28 protein-coding genes and 1 tRNA gene are annotated in these 25,803 nt (G+C 68.9%); 17 read left to right on the top strand and 12 right to left on the bottom strand.

Going from position 1 to position 25,803, the window contains the following annotated elements; all coding sequences use genetic code 11:
• Positions 1 to 442 precede the first annotated feature (442 nt).
• Together ACYUED_RS21470 and ACYUED_RS21465 are read left to right on the top strand one after the other, a co-directional pair.
• Complete coding sequence (locus ACYUED_RS21470) at positions 443 to 1,108, top strand: bifunctional DNA primase/polymerase (protein ID WP_266583180.1); 666 nt, start codon at positions 443 to 445, stop codon at positions 1,106 to 1,108.
• A gap of 56 nt (positions 1,109 to 1,164) precedes the next feature.
• Complete coding sequence (locus ACYUED_RS21465) at positions 1,165 to 1,761, top strand: hypothetical protein (RefSeq protein ID WP_491293879.1); 597 nt, start codon at positions 1,165 to 1,167, stop codon at positions 1,759 to 1,761.
• Positions 1,762 to 2,004: 243 nt separating this feature from the next.
• Here ACYUED_RS21465 and ACYUED_RS21460 read toward each other — a convergent pair whose 3' ends face one another.
• From ACYUED_RS21460 to ACYUED_RS21450, 3 genes are all read right to left on the bottom strand, one after another.
• Complete coding sequence (locus tag ACYUED_RS21460; RefSeq protein WP_491293878.1) at positions 2,005 to 2,994, bottom strand: DUF5926 family protein; 990 nt, start codon at positions 2,992 to 2,994, stop codon at positions 2,005 to 2,007.
• Positions 2,995 to 3,078: 84 nt separating this feature from the next.
• Positions 3,079 to 3,639 (bottom strand): ATP-binding protein, encoded by a 561-nt coding sequence (locus ACYUED_RS21455; RefSeq protein WP_491293877.1) that lies wholly within the window; start codon positions 3,637 to 3,639, stop codon positions 3,079 to 3,081.
• Between the two features lie 236 nt (positions 3,640 to 3,875).
• A complete protein-coding gene (locus ACYUED_RS21450; protein WP_491293876.1) occupies positions 3,876 to 4,703 on the bottom strand; it encodes a glycerophosphodiester phosphodiesterase in 828 nt (275 codons plus the stop codon).
• A gap of 256 nt (positions 4,704 to 4,959) precedes the next feature.
• Between ACYUED_RS21450 and ACYUED_RS21445 the strand changes: the two genes are divergently transcribed.
• The gene (locus tag ACYUED_RS21445; RefSeq protein WP_491293875.1) at positions 4,960 to 6,441 is read left to right on the top strand and encodes a S1C family serine protease; all 1,482 of its coding nucleotides are present in this window, start codon (positions 4,960 to 4,962) and stop codon (positions 6,439 to 6,441) included.
• A gap of 112 nt (positions 6,442 to 6,553) precedes the next feature.
• A tRNA-Ser gene (locus tag ACYUED_RS21440) sits at positions 6,554 to 6,640 on the top strand.
• Positions 6,641 to 6,884: 244 nt separating this feature from the next.
• Here the strand turns inward: ACYUED_RS21440 and ACYUED_RS21435 are convergent.
• The 3 genes from ACYUED_RS21435 to ACYUED_RS21425 form a co-directional block, all read right to left on the bottom strand.
• Positions 6,885 to 7,313, bottom strand: coding sequence for a DUF4267 domain-containing protein (locus ACYUED_RS21435; RefSeq protein ID WP_491293874.1), 429 nt, complete (start codon positions 7,311 to 7,313; stop codon positions 6,885 to 6,887).
• A 194-nt stretch (positions 7,314 to 7,507) separates the two neighbouring features.
• The gene (locus ACYUED_RS21430) at positions 7,508 to 7,894 is read right to left on the bottom strand and encodes a VOC family protein (protein WP_491293873.1); all 387 of its coding nucleotides are present in this window, start codon (positions 7,892 to 7,894) and stop codon (positions 7,508 to 7,510) included.
• A gap of 138 nt (positions 7,895 to 8,032) precedes the next feature.
• Positions 8,033 to 8,383 carry an antibiotic biosynthesis monooxygenase family protein gene (locus ACYUED_RS21425; RefSeq protein WP_491293872.1) on the bottom strand — a complete coding sequence of 117 codons (351 nt, stop codon included), beginning with the start codon at positions 8,381 to 8,383 and terminating at the stop codon, positions 8,033 to 8,035.
• 161 nt (positions 8,384 to 8,544) lie between these two features.
• Here ACYUED_RS21425 and ACYUED_RS21420 point away from each other — a divergent pair, with 161 nt between their 5' ends.
• A complete protein-coding gene (locus tag ACYUED_RS21420) occupies positions 8,545 to 9,126 on the top strand; it encodes a TetR/AcrR family transcriptional regulator (RefSeq protein ID WP_491293871.1) in 582 nt (193 codons plus the stop codon).
• A gap of 283 nt (positions 9,127 to 9,409) precedes the next feature.
• Here the strand turns inward: ACYUED_RS21420 and ACYUED_RS21415 are convergent, their stop codons facing one another.
• The gene (locus ACYUED_RS21415; protein ID WP_491293870.1) at positions 9,410 to 9,868 is read right to left on the bottom strand and encodes a hypothetical protein; all 459 of its coding nucleotides are present in this window, start codon (positions 9,866 to 9,868) and stop codon (positions 9,410 to 9,412) included.
• A gap of 176 nt (positions 9,869 to 10,044) precedes the next feature.
• Between ACYUED_RS21415 and ACYUED_RS21410 the strand changes: the two genes are divergently transcribed.
• The 3 genes from ACYUED_RS21410 (at position 10,045) to ACYUED_RS21400 (ending at position 12,463) form a co-directional block, all read left to right on the top strand.
• Entirely contained in the window at positions 10,045 to 11,256 is a 1,212-nt protein-coding gene (locus ACYUED_RS21410; protein WP_491293869.1) for a sensor histidine kinase, read from the top strand.
• Entirely contained in the window at positions 11,256 to 11,924 is a 669-nt protein-coding gene (locus ACYUED_RS21405) for a LuxR C-terminal-related transcriptional regulator (protein ID WP_491293868.1), read from the top strand. The genes ACYUED_RS21410 and ACYUED_RS21405 overlap by 1 nt, the downstream gene beginning before the upstream one ends.
• 101 nt (positions 11,925 to 12,025) lie before the next feature.
• Positions 12,026 to 12,463, top strand: a complete 438-nt coding sequence (locus tag ACYUED_RS21400; protein ID WP_491293867.1) for a DUF6023 family protein — start codon at positions 12,026 to 12,028, stop codon at positions 12,461 to 12,463.
• 53 nt (positions 12,464 to 12,516) lie between these two features.
• Here the strand turns inward: ACYUED_RS21400 and ACYUED_RS21395 are convergent, their stop codons facing one another.
• Together ACYUED_RS21395 and ACYUED_RS21390 are read right to left on the bottom strand one after the other, a co-directional pair.
• On the bottom strand, positions 12,517 to 12,975 hold the full coding sequence (locus ACYUED_RS21395) for a hypothetical protein (protein WP_491293866.1): 459 nt from the start codon (positions 12,973 to 12,975) through the stop codon (positions 12,517 to 12,519).
• A 45-nt stretch (positions 12,976 to 13,020) separates the two neighbouring features.
• On the bottom strand, positions 13,021 to 13,893 hold the full coding sequence (locus ACYUED_RS21390; protein WP_491293865.1) for a bifunctional DNA primase/polymerase: 873 nt from the start codon (positions 13,891 to 13,893) through the stop codon (positions 13,021 to 13,023).
• Positions 13,894 to 14,226: 333 nt separating this feature from the next.
• On the opposite strand from ACYUED_RS21390, the gene ACYUED_RS21385 reads away from it, so the two are divergent.
• From ACYUED_RS21385 to ACYUED_RS21345, 9 genes are all read left to right on the top strand, one after another.
• Positions 14,227 to 14,538 carry a hypothetical protein gene (locus ACYUED_RS21385; RefSeq protein ID WP_266517507.1) on the top strand — a complete coding sequence of 104 codons (312 nt, stop codon included), beginning with the start codon at positions 14,227 to 14,229 and terminating at the stop codon, positions 14,536 to 14,538.
• A 238-nt stretch (positions 14,539 to 14,776) separates the two neighbouring features.
• The gene (locus ACYUED_RS21380; protein WP_491294357.1) at positions 14,777 to 15,760 is read left to right on the top strand and encodes a bifunctional MaoC family dehydratase N-terminal/OB-fold nucleic acid binding domain-containing protein; all 984 of its coding nucleotides are present in this window, start codon (positions 14,777 to 14,779) and stop codon (positions 15,758 to 15,760) included.
• Positions 15,761 to 15,768: 8 nt separating this feature from the next.
• Complete coding sequence (locus ACYUED_RS21375; RefSeq protein ID WP_491294355.1) at positions 15,769 to 16,176, top strand: MaoC family dehydratase; 408 nt, start codon at positions 15,769 to 15,771, stop codon at positions 16,174 to 16,176.
• Positions 16,173 to 17,339 carry a lipid-transfer protein gene (locus tag ACYUED_RS21370; RefSeq protein WP_491293864.1) on the top strand — a complete coding sequence of 389 codons (1,167 nt, stop codon included), beginning with the start codon at positions 16,173 to 16,175 and terminating at the stop codon, positions 17,337 to 17,339. The genes ACYUED_RS21375 and ACYUED_RS21370 overlap by 4 nt, the downstream gene beginning before the upstream one ends.
• A gap of 159 nt (positions 17,340 to 17,498) precedes the next feature.
• Positions 17,499 to 18,056 (top strand): SigE family RNA polymerase sigma factor, encoded by a 558-nt coding sequence (locus tag ACYUED_RS21365; protein ID WP_491293863.1) that lies wholly within the window; start codon positions 17,499 to 17,501, stop codon positions 18,054 to 18,056.
• Between the two features lie 137 nt (positions 18,057 to 18,193).
• Entirely contained in the window at positions 18,194 to 19,876 is a 1,683-nt protein-coding gene (locus tag ACYUED_RS21360; protein WP_491293862.1) for a long-chain fatty acid--CoA ligase, read from the top strand.
• A gap of 259 nt (positions 19,877 to 20,135) precedes the next feature.
• Positions 20,136 to 20,348, top strand: coding sequence for a hypothetical protein (locus tag ACYUED_RS21355; protein ID WP_491293861.1), 213 nt, complete (start codon positions 20,136 to 20,138; stop codon positions 20,346 to 20,348).
• On the top strand, positions 20,332 to 20,772 hold the full coding sequence (locus ACYUED_RS21350) for a DUF6879 family protein (protein ID WP_491293860.1): 441 nt from the start codon (positions 20,332 to 20,334) through the stop codon (positions 20,770 to 20,772). The genes ACYUED_RS21355 and ACYUED_RS21350 overlap by 17 nt, the downstream gene beginning before the upstream one ends.
• Positions 20,773 to 20,794: 22 nt before the next feature.
• Positions 20,795 to 21,379: a hypothetical protein gene (locus tag ACYUED_RS21345; RefSeq protein ID WP_491293859.1), complete on the top strand. Its 585-nt coding sequence runs from the start codon at positions 20,795 to 20,797 to the stop codon at positions 21,377 to 21,379.
• Between the two features lie 256 nt (positions 21,380 to 21,635).
• On the opposite strand, the gene ACYUED_RS21340 is transcribed toward ACYUED_RS21345, so the two are convergent.
• The 3 genes from ACYUED_RS21340 to ACYUED_RS21330 all read right to left on the bottom strand — a co-directional run bounded on the left by ACYUED_RS21340 (position 21,636) and on the right by ACYUED_RS21330 (position 25,718).
• Positions 21,636 to 22,073: a hypothetical protein gene (locus tag ACYUED_RS21340; RefSeq protein ID WP_491293858.1), complete on the bottom strand. Its 438-nt coding sequence runs from the start codon at positions 22,071 to 22,073 to the stop codon at positions 21,636 to 21,638.
• Between the two features lie 466 nt (positions 22,074 to 22,539).
• Complete coding sequence (locus tag ACYUED_RS21335; protein WP_491293857.1) at positions 22,540 to 23,970, bottom strand: recombinase family protein; 1,431 nt, start codon at positions 23,968 to 23,970, stop codon at positions 22,540 to 22,542.
• 551 nt (positions 23,971 to 24,521) lie between these two features.
• Positions 24,522 to 25,718: an MFS transporter gene (locus ACYUED_RS21330; RefSeq protein ID WP_491293856.1), complete on the bottom strand. Its 1,197-nt coding sequence runs from the start codon at positions 25,716 to 25,718 to the stop codon at positions 24,522 to 24,524.
• Positions 25,719 to 25,803 lie beyond the last annotated feature (85 nt).

Raw genomic sequence — 25,803 nt, 5'->3', positions numbered from 1 at the left:
AAAAGCAAATTTGGCTTAAAACTGACTCGGGTAACGGGGTATTGCGGTCGACTGGCGTTGCTCCACAGAGCGTCACACCGGTCGTGATGGGTACGTACTCGGAGAAGGCCAGGGGTGGTTGACCGCCACCCGGAACCTGGTGACCGACCCGGGCGTCTTAGCCACCGACGACCGAGCCCCATCCTCCCGTGGCGGAGGCGAAGAGAAAAATGCGGGACGGCAAAACGCCAGACTTCGCCACCCCCACGCCACGCCCATGCTTTTGATGGATGCAGCATGGACGAGGCTGCCGCGGATGCAGTCAACGTTCGGCCCATAGGGGTTCCCCTTGCCTCATGCAGGGGTGTGATGCGCCAACAGGTACGCACAGTGAAGTGATCGACACATGGTGTGATGTGACCCACGGTGTTGCCAGCGGTGCAACGGAAAGGAACGAGCGCTCATGCGCGAGATCCTCGGAAGGCGACGCAGGCTCCTGTCCCAGCGCAGCGACGGAAGGCCTGAGTTGATCAGCGCGGCCCTGACCTTCGCGACGGAATGGCAGTGGCCCGTACTCCCGGGTGTGGCGGCGGACCCGCAGGGACGATCCCGCTGCGCCTGCCCCGACGCGGACTGCACGGTGCCCGGTGCGCATCCCTTCGACCCCGGCCTCCTCGCGGCCACCGCCGACGCCCGCATGGTGCGCTGGTGGTGGACCAACCGGCCCACCGCGCCGATCATCCTGGCCACCGGTGGCAACGCCCCCTGTGCCGTGAGCCTGCCGGCCCTCGCCGCCGCGCACGCCCTCACCGCGCTCGACCGCATGGGCATGCGCCTGGGCCCGGTCGTCGCCTCGCCGAGCCGCTGGTCGATCCTCGTGAAGCCGTACACCATGGAGCAGTTGGGCGAACTGCTCTTCGCCAAGGACTTCGTCCCCGGTTCCCTGCGCTTCCACGGCGAGGGCGGTTACATCACCCTGCCCCCGTCCGAGACCGGCGAGGGCGAGATCCGCTGGGAGCGCGCACCACTGCCCGGCTCCGCCTCCCCCTGGGTCCCCGATGTCGAGGCCGTGGTGGACGCCGCGGTCGAGGCCCTCACTCGTACGGGTGTGAGCGCGCCCGAGTTGTAGGGGTGTCGGGCGCGCGCGGGACGGCGGGCCCCTGAGCGGTAGTTATCTTCCGCAGTATGAACCTCCGTCTGCTCGCCCTTGCGGGCGTCGTGGCGTGCGCCGTAGCGCTGCCGCTGGCCGTGGCGTCCGCGGGACCGGTGGGCGACGAGGGCCGCACCGTCGTACGTGCCCCGGCGCGCGAATCCGTGCGGTCCTCCCCGCGTCAAGAGGACGCCAAGGCGCTCTCCCCCGCTCCCACCGAATCTCCCCTGCTGCTCGGCCTCGGCCTGGCCACCGCCGTCCGCTGCGGCCCCGAACTCAGCTCCCCCGAAGGCATCGAGGCGCAGACCTGTGTGCTCACACAGGGCCAGGACACCTGGGCGCGCAGTTACTACCGCAACGCGACGGGGGAGATCCTGGACTCCTCGCTGAGTCTCATGAAGCCCGACGGCCGCACGCTGCAGTTGCACTGCCCGGTGGGCTCCGAGGACGAGCCGGGGATGTGCGAGACACCTCGGGAACGCACCGAGGGCGAGCCGGCCGCCTACACGGCGGTCGCGGAGTTCGCGGCGAAGGCCGGGCGCGGGCCGCTGCTGCTGCGCGCCGGGAGCGACTCCGAGAACGGCACCGAGAGCGGCTCCGGAGGCAACTCCGGGACATCTGAGATCAGTTGACGTACGGCGGCATTCCGTAAAGGAACCGCGGACATGAAAAGGCCCGGTTGCTGGCGACGGGGGATGCACCAGCAACCGGGCTACTCGAACGGTAACAAGAGATCGGCGGTTCGCAAATTCGATCCGGGCTTTCCAGTCACGTATGTGCCTGCGCCGAACGGGAGTTGTGAGCGGAGTCACCGATTCCGATGGGTCGGTTTCGGCTGACCGGCCGGTCAGCCGAAACCGATCACGTCACGGTCCTCAACTGAGCGTGACCTGCCGGTTGGTGAGACCGCCGCGTGCGCGACGCTCGTCGACGGTCAGCGGCGCGTCCGAGGCGAGAGCGCTCGCGAAGCGCTCGGCGAACTCGGCCGCCGGCTTCTCGATGTCGCTCGCGGTGATCCCGCTCGGCAGGTCCCAGACCGGCACCGTGAGCCCGTGAGCGCGGAAGGAACCCACGAGGCGAGTGCCTTCGCCGAGGTTCGACCGGCCCGCCGCGTGCAGCCGCGCGAGGGCGTCCAGAAGCTGCTCCTCCGGGTGCGGCATGACCCAGCGCAGGTGGTTCTTGTCCGGCGTCTCGCACCAGTACGCGGCGTCCACACCCGTGAGCTTCTCGGTCGGGATGGCCGCGGCGTTGGCCCGCTCCAGGGAGGCGGTCACCTCCGGCGTGGCGTTCTCCGAGTCCGGAACCCAGAACTCGAAGCCGCTGTGCACAACTGGCTCGAACACGCCTTCGGGGTCGAGCAGATCCTGCAGCCGCGGACCGTCGGCCGGTGCGCGACGGCCCTCGACCGGCGTGCCCGGCTCGGCGGCCAGTGCGCGCTGAAGGGTGTCGGCGAGGTCGCGGCTGATGTCACCGGACGCCGTGTCGTTCTGCAGGCCCAGCAGCACCGAGCCGTCGTCGCGGCGCAGGGCCGGCCAGGCCATGGGCAGCACGGTCGCCAGCGTCACCGACGGGACGCCCTCGGGCAGGCCGCCCTTCAGCGGCAGTTCGACCGTGGCGGCCGGCACCAGTTCGCGCAGCGCCACCCAGTCGCACTCGCCGGCGAGCCCCTCGAAGGGACGGTGCACCAGCTCGGTCACGGCGTGCGCGGCGGCCCGTCCGTGACAGGCCTTGTAGCGGCGGCCACTGCCACACGGGCAGGGCTCGCGTGCGCCGACGACCGGAACGTGTCCATCAGCGCCTGCGGCGCGGGCTCCGTCAGTGCTCTGCGGGCGCTTGGCCTTCGTCTGAGGGCGCTTCTTGGCCATCGTGGGTGTCTCCCGGGTACGGCTCGTCTGGTACGGCGGGAGCCTAGCCGTTCACACCACGGCCCAGGGGAACCTGTGGACCGTTCAGTCGAGGTCGTCGAATGCGTCCGCGAACTCCCGGCCCGGCATCGGCGGAATCCTCGACACCGACGAGGAGGTGACGCGCGTGGGAAAGCGGTCGCGGCGAAGCCCCGCGTCCGGGTCGTGGATGACGTCGTGGACGACGACCCACACCGTGACCTCGCCGCGGGCGTCGTCTCGTACGCCCCAGTCGTCGGCGAGTGCCGTAATGATGTTCAGGCCGCGGCCGCCGTGCGCAGTGACCGAGGGGGTGGCCGGAGCAGGGCGGGTGGGTCCGCCGCCGTCCGTCACCTCCACCGTGAGTCGCCCGCCCAGGTCCACACGCCAGGCCGCCCGGACGTCGCCGTCCCCGGCGAGGGCGTCTCCCAGCGGGCGGCCGTGCTTGCACGCGTTGCTCAAGAGTTCGGAAAGAATCAGTACGGCGTCGTCGATCACCGCGTCCGGCAGACCGCCCGTGCGCAACTGCTCGCGCATACGGTGTCTCGCCTTGCCCACGCCCGCCGGGCCATGGGGTACGGCCATGCTCGACGACGCGGGCACCTCCTGTGCCACCACCAACGCCACCCCCGAGACCTCCTTTGCCCCACGCCACGGTGTGGATGCCCCATTGGCCTGTACCGGAAACCGGCCAATCCACGTTCAGTGACGCATTCGAAACGATCGAACACGGAGCGAACGCGCCGGAGCACTCCCTGTAGCCGAGTGGCTGGATTCCGACTGTGGACGAGTCTGGAGAATGGTGCCGAAGGGGTGGATGGGTCAAGGGTTCTTCACAGGTCTTTACCAGTGAAGAACATCGGTCACCGGCCGAGCTGGCGCAGGACAGCGCGCGGGCGGTTGGTGATGATGGCGTCGATGCCCAGGTCGAGGCAGAGATCGACGTCCTCGGGCTCGTTCACGGTCCACACATGCACCTGGTGGCCGACGCGTTTCAGCCGTTCGATATACGCAGGGTGATTGCGCACGGTCCGGATCGAGGGGCCCGCGATTCGGACACCCGCCGGCAGCCGTCCGTCGCGCAGCCGGGGCGAGACGAACTGCAGCAGGTAGACCGTCGGCAGCGTCGGCGAGGCGGCACGCACGCGATGCAGCGACCGCGCCGAGAAGCTCATCACACGTACGGGCGAGTCGGCGGCGGAGGCCGGGGCGTCCAGCCCGAACCGTTTCAGCAGCACCAGCAGCCGCTCCTCCACCTGACCCGCCCACCGGGTCGGGTGCTTGGTCTCGATCGCCAGCTCCACCCGCCGCCCAGCGTCCGCGACCAGCTCCAGCAGCCGCTCCAGGGTCAGTACGGAGGTGTCCTCGGGGTCCTCGGGGAGGAACTCCCAGTCGGGCTCCTCGTCGCGGGTGCGCCACAGCTCCCGTGTCTTGCGCGAGCCGAAGTCAAGGGTGGCGAGATCGGCGAGCTCCAGCGCGGAGACCGCACCCCGGCCGTTGGACGTACGGTTGACGCGACGGTCGTGGACACAGACGAGATGACCGTCCGCCGTCAGGCGTACATCGCACTCGAGGGCGTCAGCACCGTCCTCGATCGCCTTCTTGTACGCGGCCAGAGTGTGCTCGGGGGCCTCTTCGGAGGCTCCGCGGTGGGCGACGACTTGAATCCGGTGCTGCCGTGCGTGGGTCACCGCGTCATGGTGCCACCGGAGCGGGGTAGTCGTGCGATCGGGGGAGCATAGATTGCGTCCCTTTTGCCTGTCATGACCTATATAAGGAATGGCCCCGAACGCACAGGCACGGCTTATGGTGCCCTGACGGCTCATGGGAAAAGCTGACGGCATACAAAAGAACATGCACAGCTGCATCGCGCCGGATCGTCGACCAACGTGACGAGCGTGACCGAGTGCGACCGAGAACAACAGCCGTGGATCGAGGAGACAAGCTGTGAGCACCGAGAACGAGGGCACCGCGGTACCCCCGGCCCCGTCCGCGCCTCCCGTGCCGGTGGACGCTCCCACTCCCTCGGCACCCGACGCCCCCGCGGGAAGCGCCCCGACGGCCCCGCTCCCGCCGGTGCCGCAGAGCGCCCCCGGCGCGCAGGAGCAGGAACTGGTGCACGCCGGCCACGCCCCTGCCTACGCGTCGTCGGGCGCGCAAGGACCCCAGGGAGCCGGAGGGACCCAGGGCTCGGCCCCGGACGCCTCCTGGCCGCCCCCGGCGCCCGCCACTCCTTCCTACTCCGACGCGGGCTCCGGCGGCTCGGGCGCCGGCTGGGGCTCCTCGTACCAGCAGCAGCCCTCCCCGAAGTCCGGCCGAGGGGGCCTCGTCGCCGCGATCCTGGTGGCCGCACTGGTCGCCGGCGGCCTGGGCGGCGGCCTCGGCTACACGCTGGCGAAGAACAACGACGACAACACCGGCTCCACGACGGTCGCCGCCTCCGACAGCGGCACCTCCGTCAAGCGCGACCCGGGCACGGTCGCGGGCGTGGCCGCCAAGGCCGTGCCCAGCACGGTCACCATCGAGGCCGAGTCCAACAGCGGCGAGGGCGGCACCGGCACCGGCTTCGTCTTCGACACCCAGGGCCACATCGTCACCAACAACCACGTCGTCGCGGAAGCGGTCGACGGCGGCAAGCTCACGGCGACCTTCCCGAGCGGGAAGAAGTACGACGCCGAGGTCGTCGGCCACGCGCAGGGCTACGACGTGGCGGTCATCAAGCTGAAGAACGCCCCGTCGGACCTCAAGCCCCTGGCCCTGGGCAACTCCGACCAGGTGGCCGTGGGCGATTCCACGATCGCCATCGGCGCCCCCTTCGGGCTGTCCAACACCGTCACCACCGGCATCATCAGCGCGAAGAACCGCCCGGTGGCCTCCAGCGACGGCACCGGCAGCAACGCCTCGTACATGAGCGCCCTGCAGACGGACGCCTCGATAAACCCCGGCAACTCCGGCGGCCCGCTGCTCGACGCGTCGGGCAACGTCATCGGCATCAACTCCGCGATCCAGTCCAGCAGCAGCGGCGGCCTCAGCGGCACCAGCCAGTCCGGCTCGATCGGCCTGGGCTTCGCCATCCCGATCAACCAGGCCAAGTACGTCGCCCAGCAGCTGATCAAGACCGGCAAGCCGGTCTACGCGAAGATCGGCGCGTCCGTCTCCCTGGAGGCCTCCTCGGGCGGCGCGAAGATCACCGAACAGGGTTCCGGCGGTTCCGCCGCGGTCGAGTCCGGCGGCCCCGCCGCCGCGGCCGGCCTCAAGCCCGGCGACGTGATCACCAAGCTCGACGACCACGTGATCGACTCCGGTCCCACCCTGATCGGCGAGATCTGGACCCACCAGCCCGGCGACAAGGTCACGATCACCTACGAACGAGACGGCAAGACCCACACGGTCCCGCTCACCCTGGGCTCCCGCACGGGCGACAGCTGACCCCACCGACGCACGCGCGCGTACCTCCCCGGTCGAGCACCGTCTGACCCACGCGCGCGCGTGCCAACCCGTTACTCTTGTCCCCGCGCCGCTGATCCACAGGGCGGCGCGGGGAGGCGTGCCCGAGCGGCCTAAGGGAACGGTCTTGAAAACCGTCGTGGCAGCGATGTCACCGTGGGTTCAAATCCCACCGCCTCCGCGCAGGTCGTAGACGTTGCAGGTCAGAAGGGGTGCCTCTCGGTGAGGGGTACCCCTTCTGCGTTCATGCTGTCTCGCCCTTTCTCGCCCGTATCCCACCTCCGACCAGTGCGTATGGTCCATCTGTGGCCCAGAGTCGGGGCTGTCCTTGACTGAGCCGGTGGCAGGCCGCCTCGGTGTACACGAAGAAGACCGTCCGCCCGGCCCTTCTCTGTGGTCGGGCACGCCTTCGGGGCGTGCAGCTGTCAGACGGGCTGCGTGGCGGGCGTTGGGGCGGTGGCCTTGTGAGTCTTGTTCGTCTCGCGGAGGACGAGCAGGCCGGTGATCGCGATCAGTGCCGAGGTCAGGCCGTGGATGCCGAACGCGGCGGCGTTGGAGCCGTGGTGGGCCAAAACGTTGATCATGTCGCCGAACGGGGCGACGGCCTCCATCAGCAGGGCCCAGCCCAGGGCGCGGCGGTGGCCCGTCATCAGCAGGATGCCGAGGACCAGGCCCATCGCACATTCGCGGGTGCCTTTCATGATGAGGAAGCCGTCGCCGTTGCCGGCGGGCCATTCCGGCAGGCCAACGCCATGGGTGGACGCTTCCGGGGCCAGGATGAAGGACAGCCCGAGATAGAGGACGAACAAGGCGCAGGCGGTAGCCAGGACGGTGTTGACGTTCTTCAGCGACATGGTGGTTCTCCTTCGATGGTCGGGCTGGAAGTGGGACCGCGGTCAGCAGCGGGTGTGACGGGGGCGGTCGATGAACTGCCAGACGGCGCGACCCGCTGTGGGTGGGGCGGACAAGATCGTGCGCCTCGGGGCGTCTTTGACCGTGCTGCCTGTCGGCACCAGCGAAGCTGTGATCCGCTTGGTCGCCATCGGCCTCACGCCCCGGTACCGCCCGGGGTGAGGATCTCCATGAGATGGCCGTCGGGGTCGCGGAAGTAGGTTCCCCTGCGACCCTCTGTGCGCTTGCCGCGATAGATTTGCCCTGTCTCTTGGCACGCGGGATCGCCGTAGTGGGGGATTCCGCGGCGCTGGATGCGGGCGAGGGCGGCGCCGAACTCCCGCTCGCTGACCATGAACGCGTAGTGGTGCGGCTCGAAGTCGTCGAGCTGCTCGTAGTCCAGGCTGACTTGGTTGGCGAGCGTGACCGGCGTGAAGTGCGCCGCTGGCGGATCGACACTCAGGCCGAGGATGTCGGCCAGGAACTGCGCCGAGGCGTGCGGGTCACGGGCGGGGACGATGGTGTGATTCAGTTCCACGGGCATAGTGACTCCTCGTCAGGGTGCGCTGCGCGTGGGGGGTTGATCGGGGCCATTGGCGGTTCGCGGCGTGGCGGAGAGGCGTGATCGCCCAGGAGAGGGCGGGGCTTCACCCGCTGCCCTCTCCTGGCCGCGGCCGCCGTGTCATACGTCGATCTGTTCGAAGATGTGCGGGTACGACACGATGTCGTCGGGGAAGTCGGCGGCCATGCGCTGGAACTCCGGGCTGCCGAGCGCGGTGGCGAGGGCCTCGGTCGATTCCCAGACCGCGACGTTCATCAGTAGCTGACTGCCCGCCGTCCCCTGGTGCATCTGCAAGGAGACGAACCCCGGCTGCGCCTTCATGAACTCGGCCTGTCGTCGGAAGAGGGCCAGGAACGCCTCGGACCTTTCCTTCGGTACGACGAAGGTGTTGGCCAGGACGATGGGCCCAGTCTTCTCCTGGAACTGCGCGAACATCGGCGTGTGCGGGTCGAGGCTCTGGAGTTTGGCCATTTCGGTAGGTCCTCTCGCTATCGGTTGTCCGCTCAGGGGCGCCGTGATCTAGCCAGCACTTCTTGCCAACGCTCGTTGGCAACGAGTGTTGGCAACGGCTGTTGGCAAACGTAGGGGTGTGACCCTGGACTGTCAACAGCCGTTGGCCTACATTCGTAGGCATGACCGGCACCACGGAGAACCAACAGGCCGTACGGCGTTCCGACGCAACCCGCGCCGCGATCCTCACCGCGGCCCGCGAGCGGTTCGCGTCGGACGGCTATGAGAAGGCGACCATCCGGGCCATCGCGCGCGACGCGAAGATCGACCCGTCGATGGTGATGCGCTACTACGACAGCAAGGCGGGCCTGTTCGCAGCTGCCGTCGCGATCGACCCCGGACTGCCCGACCTGCCCGTCGAACCGCGCGAGGCGATCGGGCGCACGCTGGTGAACCACTTCCTCACCCTGTGGGAGGAGAACGGGGAGCTCACCGCACTGATGCGGGTCGGAGCCACCGATCCGGCCGCCGCCGATCGCATGGGGGGTGTGCTGCGTGAGCAGTTGATCCCGTTGGCCCGCCAGGTGGGTCCCGACCCGGAGCAGGCGCAGACACGGGCGGCACTGTGCGCCTCGACCGTGCTGGGACTCGCGCTGACGCGCTACGTCCTGCGGTTCCCGGCGAGCGTGGCGCTCGGCCGCGAGGAGATCGTGGACTGGCTCGGCCCCACAATCCAGCGGTATCTCACCGCACCCACACCCTGAAGAACGTGTCGCGGCTTGCGGAACCTGGCGCCGAGCAGCAGGCCGACGGGCACGTAGCCGGAGACCCCCACGGTGCCCCCGCAGATCGCCAGGCCATCATGCGCAGTTGACGGAATCCGCCAGGCTCGGTGAGACGGGGGAGCGATTTCGGAGTCGGGGGTTGGCAGGCTCGCTCCGGCGGCTTCAAGTCCGTCGGCGTCCCAGGGACGCGACAGAACGTAGATGTGCTGGCCAGGAGGGGCGCCCCGGAACCGGGGCCCCCTCCTGCATGGGCTGGTCCGTCTCACCTTGGGTGCGCTCCGTCCCGTGGCCGGTCGGTGCGTGCGGCGAGTACGGCGCACAGGGCCGCGAGGGGGAGTTCGGCGACCGCGGCCATGGCGATCGCCGTTGCCAGTTCCGGGCCGGGAGCGGCGGTGGCGAGGTCGATGCAGGCGTCGGCGAGGAGAAGCACCGCCGCGGCGGCCGCGGGGGCGCGATGACTGGCGTCGACGCGTAGCAGGCGGCTGCCGGCGGCGAGCAGCGCGACGGCCTCCATCGCGTCGAGCGCGACCCACGCGGCGGCCTCGCCGGGTGGCAGGGTGCCGGCGAGATAGCCGAGCCAGGGCAGCAGGACGAGGCCCGCGCCGATCAGTACGCGGCTGTGCCGTCGGCGGGCACGGCTCAGCCGCCCGGAACCGAGAGCGGCCCCGGTGGAAAGGTAACTGCCGTTTGGCACAGCTGAGTTGAGGGCGAAGAGGGTCACGACGGAACTCGCTTCCGGTGTCACGAACCCGGCTTTCGGGCTCGTGATCCACCCTCAGATCTGCGGCGGCCGGAGTCAGTAACACCCTTTTCCGTCTTGGGGTGGCACTGGCTTCACCCCCGATACGGAAAGCAGTGGCATGTCGGGCCACTGAGCGCGGCACCTACGGTTGGGACATGACAATCCCGCCCCGGCTGCGGCGCGCGCTCACCCGTCTGACCCGCGACACGTCCTTCCTCGCACTGGGAGCGCCGCTGCACCTCTTCATGGGCTTCGCGCTGTTCATGATGTTCGGTCTCGTGTGGGAGATCATCGCGGGCCGGGACAGCACCGCACCGGTGATCCTGGGGTGCGCACTGGTGCTGACGGGGCTCTCGGTGCCGGCGCTCACCGCGGCCCAACGTCGGCGTTTCCGGCGGCTGCTCGGGATCGACATCGCGAGCCCGGGGTGGCGGCGGCCGTGGCGCCAGTTCGGCTACCACTGCCTGGCCGGGGCGCTGTTCGGCGCGCTCGAAGCCCTCACGGTGGGGCTGCTGGTGGCCGGAGCGAGCGCGGCGCTCGTCCCGGTGTGGATCTACGCCCTGCCCGCAAAGTGGCGGACCGAGCATGTCGGCTACGCCACGCAGACGGCGTACCTGTCCGTCGCGGGGCTGGTCGTCCTGGCCGTCGTCCCGGGACTGGCCGCCGCCGTCGTACGCCTGGAGAGTCAGGCGGTGCCCTCCCTGCTCGGCCGCAGCAGGGAGGAGGACCTGGCGCAGCGGGTCGAGGACCTCACCGAGAGCCGGGCCGGCGCGGTGCATGCCGCGGATGCGGAACGGCGCCGTATCGAACGGGATCTGCACGACGGTGCGCAGCAGCGACTGGTGTCACTGGCGCTGAACCTGGGCCTGGCCAAGGCGACCCTGACGGATCTGCCGCCGGAGGCGCGGGAGGTGATCGACGCGGCGCACCGGGAGGCCAAGGAGGCGATCGAGGAGCTGAGCAGCCTGGTGCGCGGGCTGCATCCGGCCGTCCTGGACGAACTCGGGCTGGACGCGGCGCTGTCGGGTCTCGCGGCTCGCGCTCCGCTGCCCGTGAGGCTGAGGGTGGATCTGCCGCAACGACTGACGCCCGCGGTCGAGGCCGTCGCGTATTTCGTGGTCTCCGAGGCGCTGACGAATGTCGCCAAGCACGCACAGGAGGCGCTCCGGGCGGATGTGACGGTGGCTCTGCTGGGCGAGATACTTCGGGTCGTGATCGCCGACGACGGTCTGGGTGGGGCCGACGCCGCCAAGGGGAGTGGCCTCACCGGGCTCGCCCAGCGCGTGCGGTCGGTGGACGGCACCTTCCGGATGAGCAGCCCTGTGGGGGGACCGACCGTGATGAGTGTGGAGCTGCCGTGCCCCTGATGAGACGTGCCGTGATCGCCGAGGACTCCGTGCTGCTGCGGATCGGGCTGGTCAAGGTGGTGGAGATGGCCGGCTTCGAGGTGGCGGCCGAGGTGGGCGACGCACAGGCGCTGCTGACCGCGGTAGAGGAGCACCGGCCCGAACTGGCGGTGGTGGACGTCCGGATGCCGCCCGCCTTCACGGACGAGGGTGTGCGTGCCGCGCTGTCGATCCGGCAGACCCGGCCGTCGACCGCCGTACTGCTGCTCTCCCAGTACGTCGAGGAGCGCTACGCCGCCGACCTGCTCGCCACCAACACCAGCGGAGTGGGCTATCTCCTCAAGCAACGGGTCGCGGACGTCGAGGAGTTCATCGAGGCGCTGCGACGGGTGGCCGACGGCGGTACCGCGCTGGACCCGCAGGTCGTCGCGCAGCTCCTGGTACGGCGGCAGAGCGACCCGTTGGACCGGCTGACGGCCCGCGAACGCGAGGTGCTCGCCCTGATGGCCGAGGGCCGCTCCAACGCGGGCATCGCCGCCCAACTCGTGGTCAGCGAGAGCGCGGTGGCCAAACACATCAACAACATCCTCGCCAAACTCGACCTGCCCAGGGCCGATGCCGACCACCGACGGGTTCTGGCGGTGCTGCACTTCCTGGGAGTGGGCGCCTGGCAGAGCGGTGCCTCGTGAGAAGGTCGGCAACCGGGTTGTCGAAAGGATCAAGCGTTGACCAGGACCATGGGGACGAGCGCGCTCGTCGGCGCCGTGCTGGCGGTGTTCGTCCTCGCCGCGTGTTCGTCGGGGAGGACACTCAGGCCGATCCCACGCCCTCGGCGCAGCAGGACAAGAACGGGGAAACAGACCCGGAGAAGGACCGTGAGAAGGACCTGACCGCGCAGGCCGTGGCGGCGCTCGGCGCTCCGGCCGCCGCGGACGCGTCGTTCGTGGCCTCCGGTGTGGAGCGTGTGGGGGACGGCGTGCACACCGTCCCCGGCCTGTCCCCGGGCGCGGCCTACCGGCTGACCGTGGTGTGTGCCGGCTCCGGAGCCGCCGACGTCGAGTTCACGTCGATGACCACGGTTCGGGAGCACATGACCCCGAAGAAGCCGGTCACCTGCGACGGGACGCCTGTCCGGGACCGCTTCACGGGGAAGAGGTCGCTGCGCGTCGACGTCAGCGGCCGCCCGGGGGCCACGGGAATGATCGCCTGGCGCATCGACAAGGTGTGAACCGACGGCCCCGCTGAAGCTCGTGGTCCCGCGCTGAAGCTCGTAGTCCCCCGCTACAGCTCGTAGTCCCGCGCCAGCCCCTCCCAGTCGACCTCCCGCAGCGAGGCCGCCGCGTCGCACTCGGACGGCACCCGCATCGTCGGCTGGAACCAGATGACCGTCAGCGCCGAGAAGGAGTCGACCGGGTCGTGCGAGGGGTCCAGTGCCGTGGAGCGGAACGACCCCACGCAGGCGACGGGCGGCAGGATCTCGACCGGGCCGAAGGCGCCCGCGTACTGGTCCGGGTACTCACGCGGGGGCGGGACGAGGTGGATGGGGCTGGTGGGGAAGGTGTGTTCGGTGGTGTGCAGCAGGCTCTTGATCACCATGTCGTTGACCGGCTTGCAGGGGTAGCCCGCGGGCATTCCTCCGTACGTCGACGACAGCCGCAGCTCGGCGAGGTCGACGGGGCGGCCGGAGGCGAGGACCACGCGGGTCAGCGACATGGTCCGCGCTCTCGGGCGGTCGTGCATGGGGCTCCTCTTGGTTCTTGCGCTGCCACGGTCGTCCCGTGGGTCTCACGGCCGGTGCCCCGTCATCCGGGCCGCCGAGGCGATCGTCGCCCGCGCCTCGCGTTCGGTCAGACCGGTGTTGAGGGCCGCCTCGACGAGGGGGTCGACGAGGGCCGGGCCGATGCCGTCCTCGTAGGCGCGGCAGGCCGCCCAGAACAGGCGGGTGTTGCGTTGCCCCTCGTGCGCGGCGAGAACGAACTGGACGAGGCCCTGGCCGTGGTCGCCGGCCGAGGGCGGGGTGGGGTGCTGGGCGCGGGGCGGCGGGAGCAGCAGGCGCAGCAGAGCGGGCGGGCAGGCCGCGGGGGCGAGGTGGGCGGTGCCGGGAGCCGTGCCGTAGACGCCGTGGTCGGTGCGGGAGCCGGGGCCGACGAGGTAGCCGCCGGCGCCGCGGATGTCGATGCCGGGGGCGAGGCGGCCGGCGGAGTTGGGGACGACGACGTCCGGCGGGCCGCTCAGCCAGAGGTGGCGGCCGCCGCTCGGGGTGAGGACGACCACCGTGTCGGGGATCGTGAACAGGTGTCGTAAGGCCAGTTCGCGCAGGGCGGCCGAGGAGTCCGTGCCCGATTTCGTGTCGAGGTCGACGCCGATGAGGTGGTGGGGCGGCAGGCCGCAGGCGATGCCGTAGCCCGTTGCCCAGGGGGCCGCGGCGAACTGTTCGCGGATGCGCGCCGGATGGGTCGAGGCGTCGTACACACCGTGTCCGAGGCGGCCGCACTCGCCGTGACAGGGCTGGGGCCGGGGGTCGGGATCGTCGTGGTGGGGGGAGCGCAGGGCCGGGAGTTTCGTCCGGGACAGGGGGATGACGGCCAGTCCGCGCTCGGCGGCTGACAGGGCGTGTGCGAGGGCCAGCGTCGTGGCCTGCCGGTCGGTGGTGGCCATGCCTCTATGTTCGTACGTACGTTCGAAAAAAGGAAGGGGGGCCGGGTGCGACGCGCCGGGCCGGAGAGGTTGGCCGGAATTGTGCCGGAACGCTTCATCCCTTGCGGCGCTTGATGTTGAGACATCCCTTCTGTCACGACTCGGGGCTTAGAAGTGGCGATAGGGGTTTATCGACTTGTCGTAGCACTTGAGGTGGAATAGCGGCTTCCGGGATGGTTCGCCGGGGATTCGGTGGGCAACTCTGATCCTGCGACGTCGAGCACAACCGCCGAGGTGGTCGGCCAACCGCCTTGGAACAAGCCGTAGTTCACGTTGGTGTTCTGGAGGAACAACATGGCAAGCATCCGTACTGCCCGCGTCATCGCCGCCGTCTCCGCCCTTCCGCTGGCAGCCGCTCTGTTCACCGGCGTCGCGGCGGCGGACAACGGCGCCATCGCGGACAACGGATCGAACGCGGGTGTCGCGAGTGTCGTCGGCAGCGGTGTCGGTCACGACAACAACGGCAACTCGTCCACCACGCAGCAGAACGCGGTCGGCAACGGCGCCTCGAACCAGAGCAACACCGCCCAGGTGAAGGGCTCCGCGTTCACGGCCATCAACCAGGGGAACAAGAACGTGGCCATCAACTTCAGCGAGCTGTGGTGACCCGACGCCCCTGACCGAGGGGAGTCGGGGGAGCGCAAGGGGTGCAAGGGGTGCAAGGCGTCTGTGCGGCGGTACTTCGGTGCCGCCGCACAGGCGTTTTCGCGTTCGGGCCGGCCTTGACAGGCCACCGTATCTGACGGACAGTCAGAAAAATCTGACGGAGATCGTGGGAACCCGCTCGGCGGCAGCGGTGTACCAGAAGTGTCAGTGGGATGCGGGAGACGACGAGGGGGCGACGGTGCGCGAGGGCGAGGGCGGGAGCGAAAGGTCCGCGGTGGGCGAGGACGAGCTGGGGGTGCGGCTGAAGGCCTACGAGGGGCGGGCCGCCGCGGTCGCCGGCGCGGGCAAGGACCCCGTCAACATGCCGATGATCCGGCACTGGTGCGAGGCGATGGGAGACACCAACCCGGCCTACGCCGGCCCCGACGCCATGGCCCCGCCCACCATGCTCCAGGCATGGACCATGGGTGGACTCTCGGGCCACGAGGGACGCACGGGGGACTACGACGAACTGCTCGGCCTGCTCGACGAGGCGGGCTGTACCTCGGTCGTCGCCACCGACTGCGAGCAGGAGTACGTGCGATCACTGCGCCCCGGTGACGAGATCACCTTCGACACGGTGATCGAGTCGGTGTCACAGCGCAAGACGACGAAGCTGGGCACGGGCTACTTCGTGACCACGCGCACGGACATCAGGGCGAAAGGCGCCACGGACGCCCCCACCACCTCTGCCTTCGGCGGCCCCCTCGTCGGCACCCACCGCTTCCGCATCCTCAAGTACGCCCCCGCCCGCCGTGACCACGAGCCCCCTCCTCCTCCGCTCCGCCCCCGCCCCGTCGTCAACCGCGACAACGCCGGTTTCTGGGAAGGAGTCCAGCACCACCGACTGCTCATACAGCGCTGCACCGACTGCGCGACCCTCCGCTTCCCCTGGCTGCCGGGGTGCAACGGCTGCGGAGGCCCGGACTGGGACACGGTGGAAGCGAGCGGCGAGGGGACGGTCTACTCGTACGTCGTCATGCACCACCCCCCCTTCCCGGCCTTCTCCCCTCCCTACGCGGTCGCACTGATCGAACTGGCGGAAGGCGTGCGGATGATCAGCAACGTGGTGGGGGCGCCCTGCGACAAGGTGCGCATCGGCATGCCGGTGCGGCTCGAATTCCAGTCGTACGACGAGGAGTTGGTGCTCCCCGTCTTCCGCACCCTGGAGGACGCGGCATGAGCCACGCCATGCGGCCGGGAGAAGCACTGCCCGCGCTGGAGATCCCGATCACCCGCACCCTGATCGTCGCCGGCGCCATAGCCTCCCGCGACTACCAGGACGTGCACCATGACGCCGAGCTGGCCCGGCAGAAGGGCTCCCCGGACATCTTCATGAACATCCTGACGACGAACGGCCTGGTCGGCCGCTACATCACCGACCACTTCGGCCCGGCTGCGGTCCTCCGCAAGGTGGCCATACGTCTGGGAGCGCCCAACTACCCCGGGGACACGATGGTGTTGACGGGCACGGTCGAGAAAGTCGTCGAGGAGGCCGACGGGGACACCGCGACGGTCCGGGTGGTCGGCGCGAACGGCATCGGCAGCCATGTCACCGGCACGGTGACGGTCACCGTCCCTTCAGGGGGTGCCGGATGAGTGTCCGCACCCGGGACGAGCTCGGCGGGCGGGCTGCGATCGTCGGCATCGGGGCCACGGAGTTCTCCAAGGACTCGGGGCGCAGCGAGCTGAGGCTGGCCGCCGAGGCGGTGCGGGCCGCGCTGGACGACGCGGGGCTGACGCCCGGCGAGGTGGACGGGATGGTCACGTTCACGATGGACACCAGCCCGGAGATCACCGTGGCGCAGGCCTGCGGGATCGGCGAGCTGTCCTTCTTCTCCCGGATCCACTACGGCGGTGGCGCGGCCTGCGCGACCGTCCAGCAGGCGGCTCTCGCGGTGGCGGCGGGCGTGGCGGAGGTGGTCGTCTGCTACCGGGCCTTCAACGAGAGATCGGGCCGCCGCTTCGGCTCCGGGGTGCAGCACCGGGAGCCGTCGGCGGAGGGCGCGGCGCTCGGCTGGTCCCTGCCGTTCGGGCTGCTGACCCCGGCCTCGTGGGTGGCGATGGCGGCCCAGCGCTATCTGCACACCTACGGGCTGACCCCGGAGGCGTTCGGGCACGTGGCGGTGGTCGACCGGACGTACGCGGCGACGAACCCGGCGGCGTACTTCCACGGCCGCCCGATCACCCTCGCCGACCATGCGGCCTCGCGCTGGATCGTCGAGCCGCTCAGACTCCTGGACTGCTGCCAGGAGACCGACGGCGGCCAGGCGATCGTCGTCACGTCGGTCGAGCGGGCCCGCGATCTGCCCCACCCGCCCGCCGTCATAGCGGCGGCCGCCCAGGGCGCGGGCCGCGGGCAGGAGCAGATGACCAGTTTCTACCGGGATGACCTGGCCGGCCTGCCGGAGATGGGTGTGGTCGCCCGCCAGCTGTGGCGGACTTCCGGGCTGGCGCCGGCCGACATGGACGTGGCGATCCTGTACGACCACTTCACACCCTTCGTGCTGATGCAACTGGAGGAGTTCGGGTTCTGCGGGGCAGGGGAGGCCGCGGACTTCGTGGCATGTGGGGCGTTGCCGATCAACACACACGGAGGGCAGCTCGGGGAGGCGTACCTCCATGGGATGAACGGGGTGGCGGAGGGGGTGCGGCAGCTGCGCGGCTCGGCCGTGAACCTCATACCGGGGGCGGGACGGGTGCTGGTCACGGCGGGGACCGGGGTGCCGACATCGGGCCTGGTCCTGACCGTGGACGGCTGAGACACCCGGGTGTCCCTCAGGGGTCGTCCCGCAGTACCCCCGACCCGCTCGTCCACCTTCAGGAGGTGGAGCCACCTCCACCCCTACAACCTGAGGCGGACTCGGCTTCGGGACCTGCGGCCGATGAGCCGGAGGCACCCTCGCTCATAGCGTGGAGCCATGACCACACCCGTCTGCACCAGCGCTTCGAACGCCGCCACGCCGGCGACGCAGACTCTCCCGTACCCGTCGTTCGCGTCGTACGTGAGGGCCCGGCAGCCGGTGCTGCTGCGTACCGCCCGGTCGCTCACCGCGAACCCGAGCGACGCGGAGGACCTGCTACAGACCGCGCTCACCAAGACATATGTCGCCTGGGAGCGCATCGAGGACCACCGCGCACTCGACGGCTATGTGCGCCGGGCACTGCTGAACACGCGTACCTCGCAGTGGCGCAAGCGCAGGGTCGACGAGTTCGGGTGCGAGGAGCTGCCCGAGCCGGAGCCCCTGCGGGGCACGGACGACCCGGCCGAGCAGCAGGCGCTGCGCGACGCGATGTGGCGGGCGATCATGAAACTGCCCGCCCGGCAGCGGGCGATGGTCGTCCTCAGGTACTACGAGGACCTCAGCGAGGTGCAGACGGCCGAGGTGCTCGGCGTGTCGGTGGGCACGGTGAAGTCGGCGGTCTCGCGTGCGCTGGGCAAGCTGCGCGAGGATTCTGAGCTGGGGCTTGTGCGGTAATGCGCCGACCTGGTGGCTGTTGAGGGCCGACCTGGTGGCTATTGGGAGCCGACGTGATGCGATCGATCATCGGCACCTAGTGACATACCGCGCGGTATGTGCGCAGAATCAGCGCAGATCTCACCGCCGCGTAGGCAATGTCGCCCCGGGAGGACACCGTGCTGAGCACGATGCAGGACGTACCGCTGACCGTAACCCGCATCCTCGTCCACGGGGTGCTGGTACACGGACGGTCCCAGATCACCACCTGGACCGGTGAGGACGAGCCGCAGCGGCGCAGTTTCGCGGAGGCGGGCACCCGCGCGGTGCAGCTCGCAGGCGCCCTGCGCGACGAGCTCGGCGTCCGGGGCGACGACCGGGTCGCGACGCTGATGTGGAACAACGCCGAGCATGTCGAGGCGTACTTCGCGATCCCCTCCATGGGTGCGGTGCTGCACACGCTCAACCTCCGGCTGCCTCCCGAACAGCTGGTGTGGATCGTCAACCACGCGGCCGACAAGATCGTCATCGTCAACGGCTCGCTGCTCCCGCTGCTCGCCCCGTTGCTGCCACAGCTGCCGACGATCGAGCACATCGTCGTCTCCGGCCCCGGCGACCGCTCCCTCCTCGACGGCGCCCGCCCGCAGGTGCACGAGTATGAGGAGCTGATCGCCGGCAGGCCGACCACGTACGACTGGCCGGAGCTGGACGAGCGCCAGGCCGCCGCCATGTGCTACACCTCCGGCACCACGGGCGACCCCAAGGGCGTCGTCTACAGCCACCGTTCGATCTACCTGCACTCCATGCAGGTCAACATGGCCCAGTCGATGGGCCTGACCGACCAGGACACCTCCCTCGTCGTGGTCCCGCAGTTCCACGTGAACGCCTGGGGCCTGCCGCACGCCACCTTCATGACCGGCGTCAACATGCTGATGCCGGACCGCTTCCTGCAGCCGGCGCCGCTCGCCGAGATGATCGAGTCCGAGCGCCCGACCCACGCCGCCGCCGTCCCCACCATCTGGCAGGGCCTGCTCGCCGAGCTGACCGCCAAGCCGCGCGACGTCTCCTCCCTCACCCAGGTCACCATCGGCGGTTCGGCCTGCCCGCCCTCCCTCATGGAGGCGTTCGACAAGCTGGGCATGCGGGTCTGTCACGCCTGGGGCATGACGGAGACCTCCCCGCTCGGCACGATCGCCCGCCCGCCGGCCCACGCGGTCGGCACCGAGGAGGAGTTGGCGTACCGCCTGACCCAGGGCCGTTTCCCGGCCGGTGTCGAGGCCCGCCTCACCGGCCCCGGCGGGGAGCGCCTCCCCTGGGACGGCGAGTCGGCCGGCGAGCTGGAGGTCCGCGGCAACTGGATCGCGGGCGCGTACTACAACGGCCCCGACGCCGAACCCCTGCGCCCGGCCGACAAGTTCAGCGAGGACGGCTGGCTGAAGACGGGCGACGTCGGCACGATCTCCGACGAGGGTTTCCTCACCCTCACCGACCGCGCCAAGGACGTCATCAAGTCCGGCGGCGAGTGGATCTCCTCCGTCGACCTCGAGAACGCCCTGATGTCCCACCCCGAGGTCGCCGAGGCCGCCGTCGTCGCCGTCCCGGACGAGAAGTGGGGCGAACGCCCGCTCGCCACAGTCGTGTTGACCGAGGGCTCCACCGCCGACTTCGAGTCCCTGCGCGCCTTCCTCGCGAGCGATGTCTGCAAGATCGCCAGGTGGCAGCTCCCCGAGCGCTGGACGATCATCGAGGCGGTGCCGAAGACGAGCGTGGGCAAGTTCGACAAGAAGAAGATTCGCGAAGCACATAGGTTGGGGAAGCTCGACGTGACCACGCTGAACTGACCCGCCGTACCACCACAGAGAGCCCCTGGCGCACCGCCGGGGGCTCTGCTGCTGCCTCGCACCCACGGGCCAGGCTCGGCCCGCACGGGCCCGCGTAGGGCCACCCCAGTGGGCGGCGCGGCAGAGGTCCGCACCCGCCCGTCAGAACCGGTTTATGCAAGGACGCGCATAGTCGCGTGAACGCATAGACGCCCGACATGCCCCCTCGTACCGTCATAGGCGACGGCCCAACCGGGGCCACGAATCAGGGGGATTCGCTATGGCACGCGAGGAACTGACCCGGCTCACCGGCAACGGAAACGGCAACGGCGAGTGCGGTGAGGACGACTGCCCGAACGTCTACCGCACGGAGCGAGGAACCTTCGTCGTACAGGGCGACCTGTCCGACGCCTTCACGCCGCCCACGGGGGAAGGATTGGTCGAGATCCCGGAATCGGTTCTCAGGGAGGCCGTTCGTGCTCTTGGATGGTGACGAGTGGCGGGCGATGTTCCGAGGGATCCAGTCGGAAGCCTGGCGACTGGAGACACTGCCTCAATACCTCGTACCCCAGGAGTCCCAGGAGATCGAAGCATTCCGCGCGGGCAAGCGCGTTGACCCGCACTCCTACTCGTCTCCGTATACGGAAGACTTGAAGCGGCTACGAGGCGAGGGAAAGCGAAAGGGACGGGTTCACATTCTGACCCAACCCCTTTCCGAGTTCGTATTCCCACAAGTTCAGGCGAACCCCCGCGCGTGCAAGCGAAGGGAAGGCGGCGGGTACAGGGATGGCTCCCAAAAATCTTTGAGATCCCCCTTCCCGGTGCTCTCTGGCCAGCCCGGCCGATTAGGCGACCGTGGCGAGCTCTCTGCCTCGACGGGAAGCGAGTATGGCGGCAGCCGGCCGAAAACCCCTTGACGATGCCAGTACCGTTGATCACATGGGATGGTCGCTGGGGTACTTGAAGCCGCGTGAACCTCGATTGCTAGATGCGCTTTTCCTTTCGGCTGGCCGGGCGCTGCACCTGGCCAATTCCTTCGAGTCCAAGTGTCAGTACGTCTTGCGCACGGCGCATCTTGCCGAGGCCACGCAAGCCGATCCGGTCCTGTGTTTGCAAGAGGTGATCGCTAGCCTGCCTCCGGACAAGATGCTCGGGGGCACATTGCGAGACCTAGCGAACACGTCTCTCGGCTCGCGAACCTCCGACTTCGACGCCCTCGATGGGGCGAGGAAAGCCCGCAACTTCATTGCGCATGAAGGAGCCTCGGTAGGCTCCATATCTGCCGTGAGCCAAGGCGATATCTTGGAGCATGCAGTGCGGCTGCGCGCTGCTGTAGCCGATCTAGCCTTGGGCGACAACGTCGTGTCGCAATGGTGCTTCCACCTCGATGAGCCGAATGACTCTCTTCCGAGGATGCTGATAGATGCTTACCCAGCCATGGTTGATGGTTGGGTCTTTAGCCACTTCGGCGGCCTACTCGACGCCGAGGGCGACTCGCGCTCAGACGTCGTTGAAGCTGAGTGATTCTTTCTCGCAGATAGAAGCATCCTCCACGGGGTGCCTCTAGGTTGCTATGAAGCCTGGCCTCCGTTCCTCGGCCAGGGCGAGAAGCGAACGCTAGTGAGCTTCTATAGAGCAGCGCCCTCAGAGGGGCGCTGCTTCTCTCTAGGGCCATAAGTTCTCCTGGCCTTGATCGGCCAGGACATAGATGCGCAGCGGAGCGAAGCAACTAACGGCCCCCGAGGGGGCCTTGCTAAGGCCATAAGTCGTCTGGGGCCCTTCAGGCCGCCTCGGTGAACCAATCCTCGTCATCGATCCAGCCCAGGCATTCCGAAGAACGATCACCCGCCAGGAGGCGGAAAGTCGTCTTCGCTCCACGCTTGCTCCCGACTGTCTCAACTTCAAGCCATCCCACATCGATCAGGGCCTTCGCTCCGCGCTCGGTGTAGCGGCGAAGGTGCCCGGCCCGGTCGCGTACGCCGACAGCATCGGCAAGCGAGCGCCACGGAATAGTCACCGTGGAATCGTCACCGCACAGTCGGGCTATCTGTCGAGCCACGGCCTGGCCGCTACGTGGCACGCATTGAATCGTGGCGCAATACCACAGGGCGGCTTGCCCGGTCGGGGGGATCGTTTCGGCCGCGAGAGCGAAGCCGCGCTTCCGGAGCTTCACCCTGCGCACCTCGATAGCGTCCGCGTACTGGTCGAGAAAAGTCATTGGTCAATTCCCCTTTCGGATCGGTGCAGGCATAGAAAAAGCCCCGACTTTGGCCGGGGCTCATCGTGGGTGGTGTGTTGTCAGTCGTCCGTGTTCTTGTGCGGCGCTCGGCCATGTCTGCAGCCGAACCCCTGGCGGTTGCAAATAGAGGCGTTTAAACGCTTTGGGGCGCAGGCCGTTTAAACGGGCACCTTTGACTTCGCCAGGGGGTAGAAGTGCAAGGTGTCTCCACCGGAAGTACTCGACGAACGGAGACACCCAGCATTGAGCCGCTATATGCCTGCTGAAGAGCGCAGCCCTGAAATGAAGGCTTGGATAGAGCGCCAGCTAGCTTCTGTGCCTGCGAGGGATGAGAGTTGGACGAGAGAGCTATACCGGACCTACGGCCGAAGACTGGCCCCGAAGCAGTGAAGAATACGAAAGGCCCCTGCCAGGTCGGCAGGGGCCTTTCTGCTTCATGGGGCCGCTAGGCGGTCCATACGACGTCCAGTAGATCCGGGTTGAACTTGCGGGCCCCTCGGCCCGCAGGCTGCACCACAATCGCCTTTACGTGCTTCATGACCACGGCACGCTGTCGCTCGATGGGAAGGCGTTCGAACTCGTCCGGAAGGTCTACCGTCGCCGCCGAGGCCTTCATTTGCTCGACAGTGTGGCGGTTTCGTTCGTAGCCCAGTTCATCCCGTTCCCGCTCCAACGGCTCCAGCATTGCAATGGCCGTAGCGGCAGAAATCTTCTTCCCGTTCATCGCGGAAATGAGTGCACCGATCTCCTGCTCAACCTCAGCCAGGCGAGCCGCGCCAGGCCATTCGACAGGCTCGGACGCGGGCGCGTTCAATCTCGCCTCGGCATCGTGAATGAGATTGATGATGTGCTGGTCTAGTGGCTCACCCGCCCTGGAGACCTTTCCGCAGCCACCATCTTTCGCAGCCGGGCAACGGTAGGCGAAACGGCTTCCCTTGCTTCCCTCTTTCCAAGAAGAGCGCATGTTCGCAATCATGCGCGTGCCACACTCGGCGCAACGGAGGATGCCGCTAAGAAGGTACTTGTGATTGTTGCTCAGGTTGTTTGCCCTGTACCGCGAATTGACGCCCTCAAGGACGGCCGCAATAGCGTTAAGTCTTTCCGGGGTGCAGATCGGCTCCCACATGCCCATGACAGGCTTGCCGTCCGGCCCAAGGTGCTTTTGACCCTTCACGGCGCGAAACCCGGCCAAGCGCGGGTTGGTGAGAATGCCCTTCAAGGCGACGCGCGTTATCGGCTTGCCAGTGTTTCGTGAAGTGCGGATGCCCTTCCCCTGCCACTCGGCAGTGATCGTGGAAAGCCGAGTCCCCGCCAACAGAGCGTCATGCGCTTTGGTGATCAGTTCCGCCTGTACCGGCTCGATGGTGATCCGGTCGGCCTTCCAGCCGAAGGGCGGGAAGCCACCGCCGTTCTTCCCAGCGTCCGCAAGCTCACGATGCTTACGGGCAACACGCCTACCAGTGTCGGCGCTGGCCTTGTTGGCGAAGGCCACCATGACTCGCGCCATCGTGCGCCCGTCCGACGTCGACAGGTCAATGTCATTGGTGATCGCGCAGAAGACCAGTTCCGGCCGCTCCTCGAAAATGTCAATGAGCCGTTCAAGGTCGCGCGGCTGGCGGGCCAGCCGGTCAAGGTCATAAGCGATCACGCCGTCTATGACCCCCGACTGGAGATCAGTCAGCAGCCGCTCAAACTCAGGGCGAACTACGTTGCGCTTGAAGGCACTTACGTCGTTGTCGACGTAGTCGCGTGCTACTTCCCACCCAGGGCGCACCCCAGCGACCTGTCGGTAGTCGCGGCGCTGGCGCTCTACACCCAGCTCCTCGCCGTCCTTGTCGAGACTGATCCGGGCGTACCCCCCGAGCCTCACAACCACAGTGACCCCTCCCCGCCCTTACGGGCCCGTGCATGTGGCAGGCTGCGCGCCTGACCTGCACTGATCGTGGATCATGAGAGTAGCGCAGAACCTATGTGTTCGGTGAAGGTTCTTGAAGAAGGTGCTGCGCAGGCGTTACGCCGAGGGAGACCTGGACGTCACCAAGCTCTGACCCACGGTTGCGAGGCGTTGCAACGGCTGTCCGGGCGCCGTCTCGTACGGCGGTCCGGCCATCGTTTCGTGCGGCGGTCGGGGCCTCGTCTCGTACGGAGGTCTGCCCATCGTTTCGTACGGCAGTCCGGGCCTCATTTCGTACGGCGGTCCGGGCGCCGTCGTCCGACGGCTCTCATCGCCGCACGACGGCTACCGCCCCCACGACCTTCACCGCCGCACGATGACCACTGCCCGCACTACGGCTCTCACCGTCGCATGACGGCTACCGCGCGCACTGCGACCTTCACCGCCGCACGACGGCTACCGCCCGCACTATGACTCTCACCGCCGCACGACGGCTACCGCCCGCACTACGACAACCGCCCGCACCACGACCCTCACCGCCGTCCGACAGTCGTCGCCCACCCCAGAGCCAGCCACAGCCCCGCCACCGCGCACACTCCGCCCCAGCCCCAGTGGCTGAAGGCGAGGCCCGCGAGGGCGGAGGCGGAGGCGCCGCCGGCGAAGCCCGCGACGACGTAGGCGCTGTTGGCGGTGGCCGGGGTCGAGGTGGTGGTGAGGGCGAGGGTCTGGTTGGCGACGTGGGACGCGACGAGCGCCGCGTGGATGGCGATCGCGGCGACGAACAGGGCCGCGAGGAGCTGCCCGCCCAGCCAGAACAGCGGCACGGACACGCCGGCGAGCAGATACGCGGACCGTACGACCTTGGCGGCGCCGAAGCGGTCGACCAGGCCCCCGGCCAGGGGTGCCACCGCGCTCGCCGCCAGTCCGAAGAGGCCGAACAGGCCGGCGGCGGCGGTGGACAGGCCGTAGGACCCGCCGGTCAGCAGCAGCGCGAGTGAGGTCCACAGGGCGCTCCAGGCGCCGTACATCCCCGCCTGGCGCACGCAGGCGCGCCACAGGTCGGGGGAGTTGCGGACGACGGACGGCAGGGCCGCGAGGCCCGAGAAGAGCGGGCCCTGGCGGCGACGCGCCTCCGCCGGGAGAACGCGCGCGGTCGCGAGGCCCAGCACGGCCGTCAGCACGGCCGCGCCCACGAAGACCACCCGCCAGCCGAAGGCCTGGCCGACCAGTCCGCCCAGCACCCGGGCCGCCACGATGCCGGTGAACAGGCCGGAGATGACGGCGGCGACATGGCGGGCGCGCCGGTCGGCGGGAGCGCGGGCGGCGACCAGCGGGACGAGCAGCTGGGGAACGACGGTCGCCGCCGAGGCGACCAGGACGGCGGCCGCGAGCGCGGTGGTCCCGGCGGCCGTGGCGCCCACGACCAGGGCCGCGGCGGTCACCAGGGAGAGGACGGCGACCAGGCGGCGCCGGTTCACGCTGTCGCCGAGCGGGGCGAAGAAGAGCAGGCCGGCCGCGTAGCCGAACTGGGCGACCGAGGCGATCCAGGCGACCGCCGAGGGGGTCGAGCCGAAGTCGTGGGCGATGAGGGGGAGCAGCGGCGCCGCGAGGTAGATGTTGGCCGCGGTGACGGCCGTGCACAGGGCGATGAGAGGGAGGAGAAGGCGGGGCGCGCCTCCCGGCTCCCGGGTGGAGGCCAGGGCCGGTCGGGCTGCGGTGGCGGATGGCATGAGCGGACGGACTCCTTCGAGTCGACTTCAACAACCAACTGGTTGGTTGGAAGGAGAACAGTTTGCGCGGCCTGCGGATTCCCTG

The sequence above is a fragment of the Streptomyces sp. DF42 genome, from assembly GCF_058267695.1.
The sequence above is the reverse complement of the archived record's forward strand: the minus strand, read 5'-3'. Positions and strand labels throughout refer to the sequence as shown.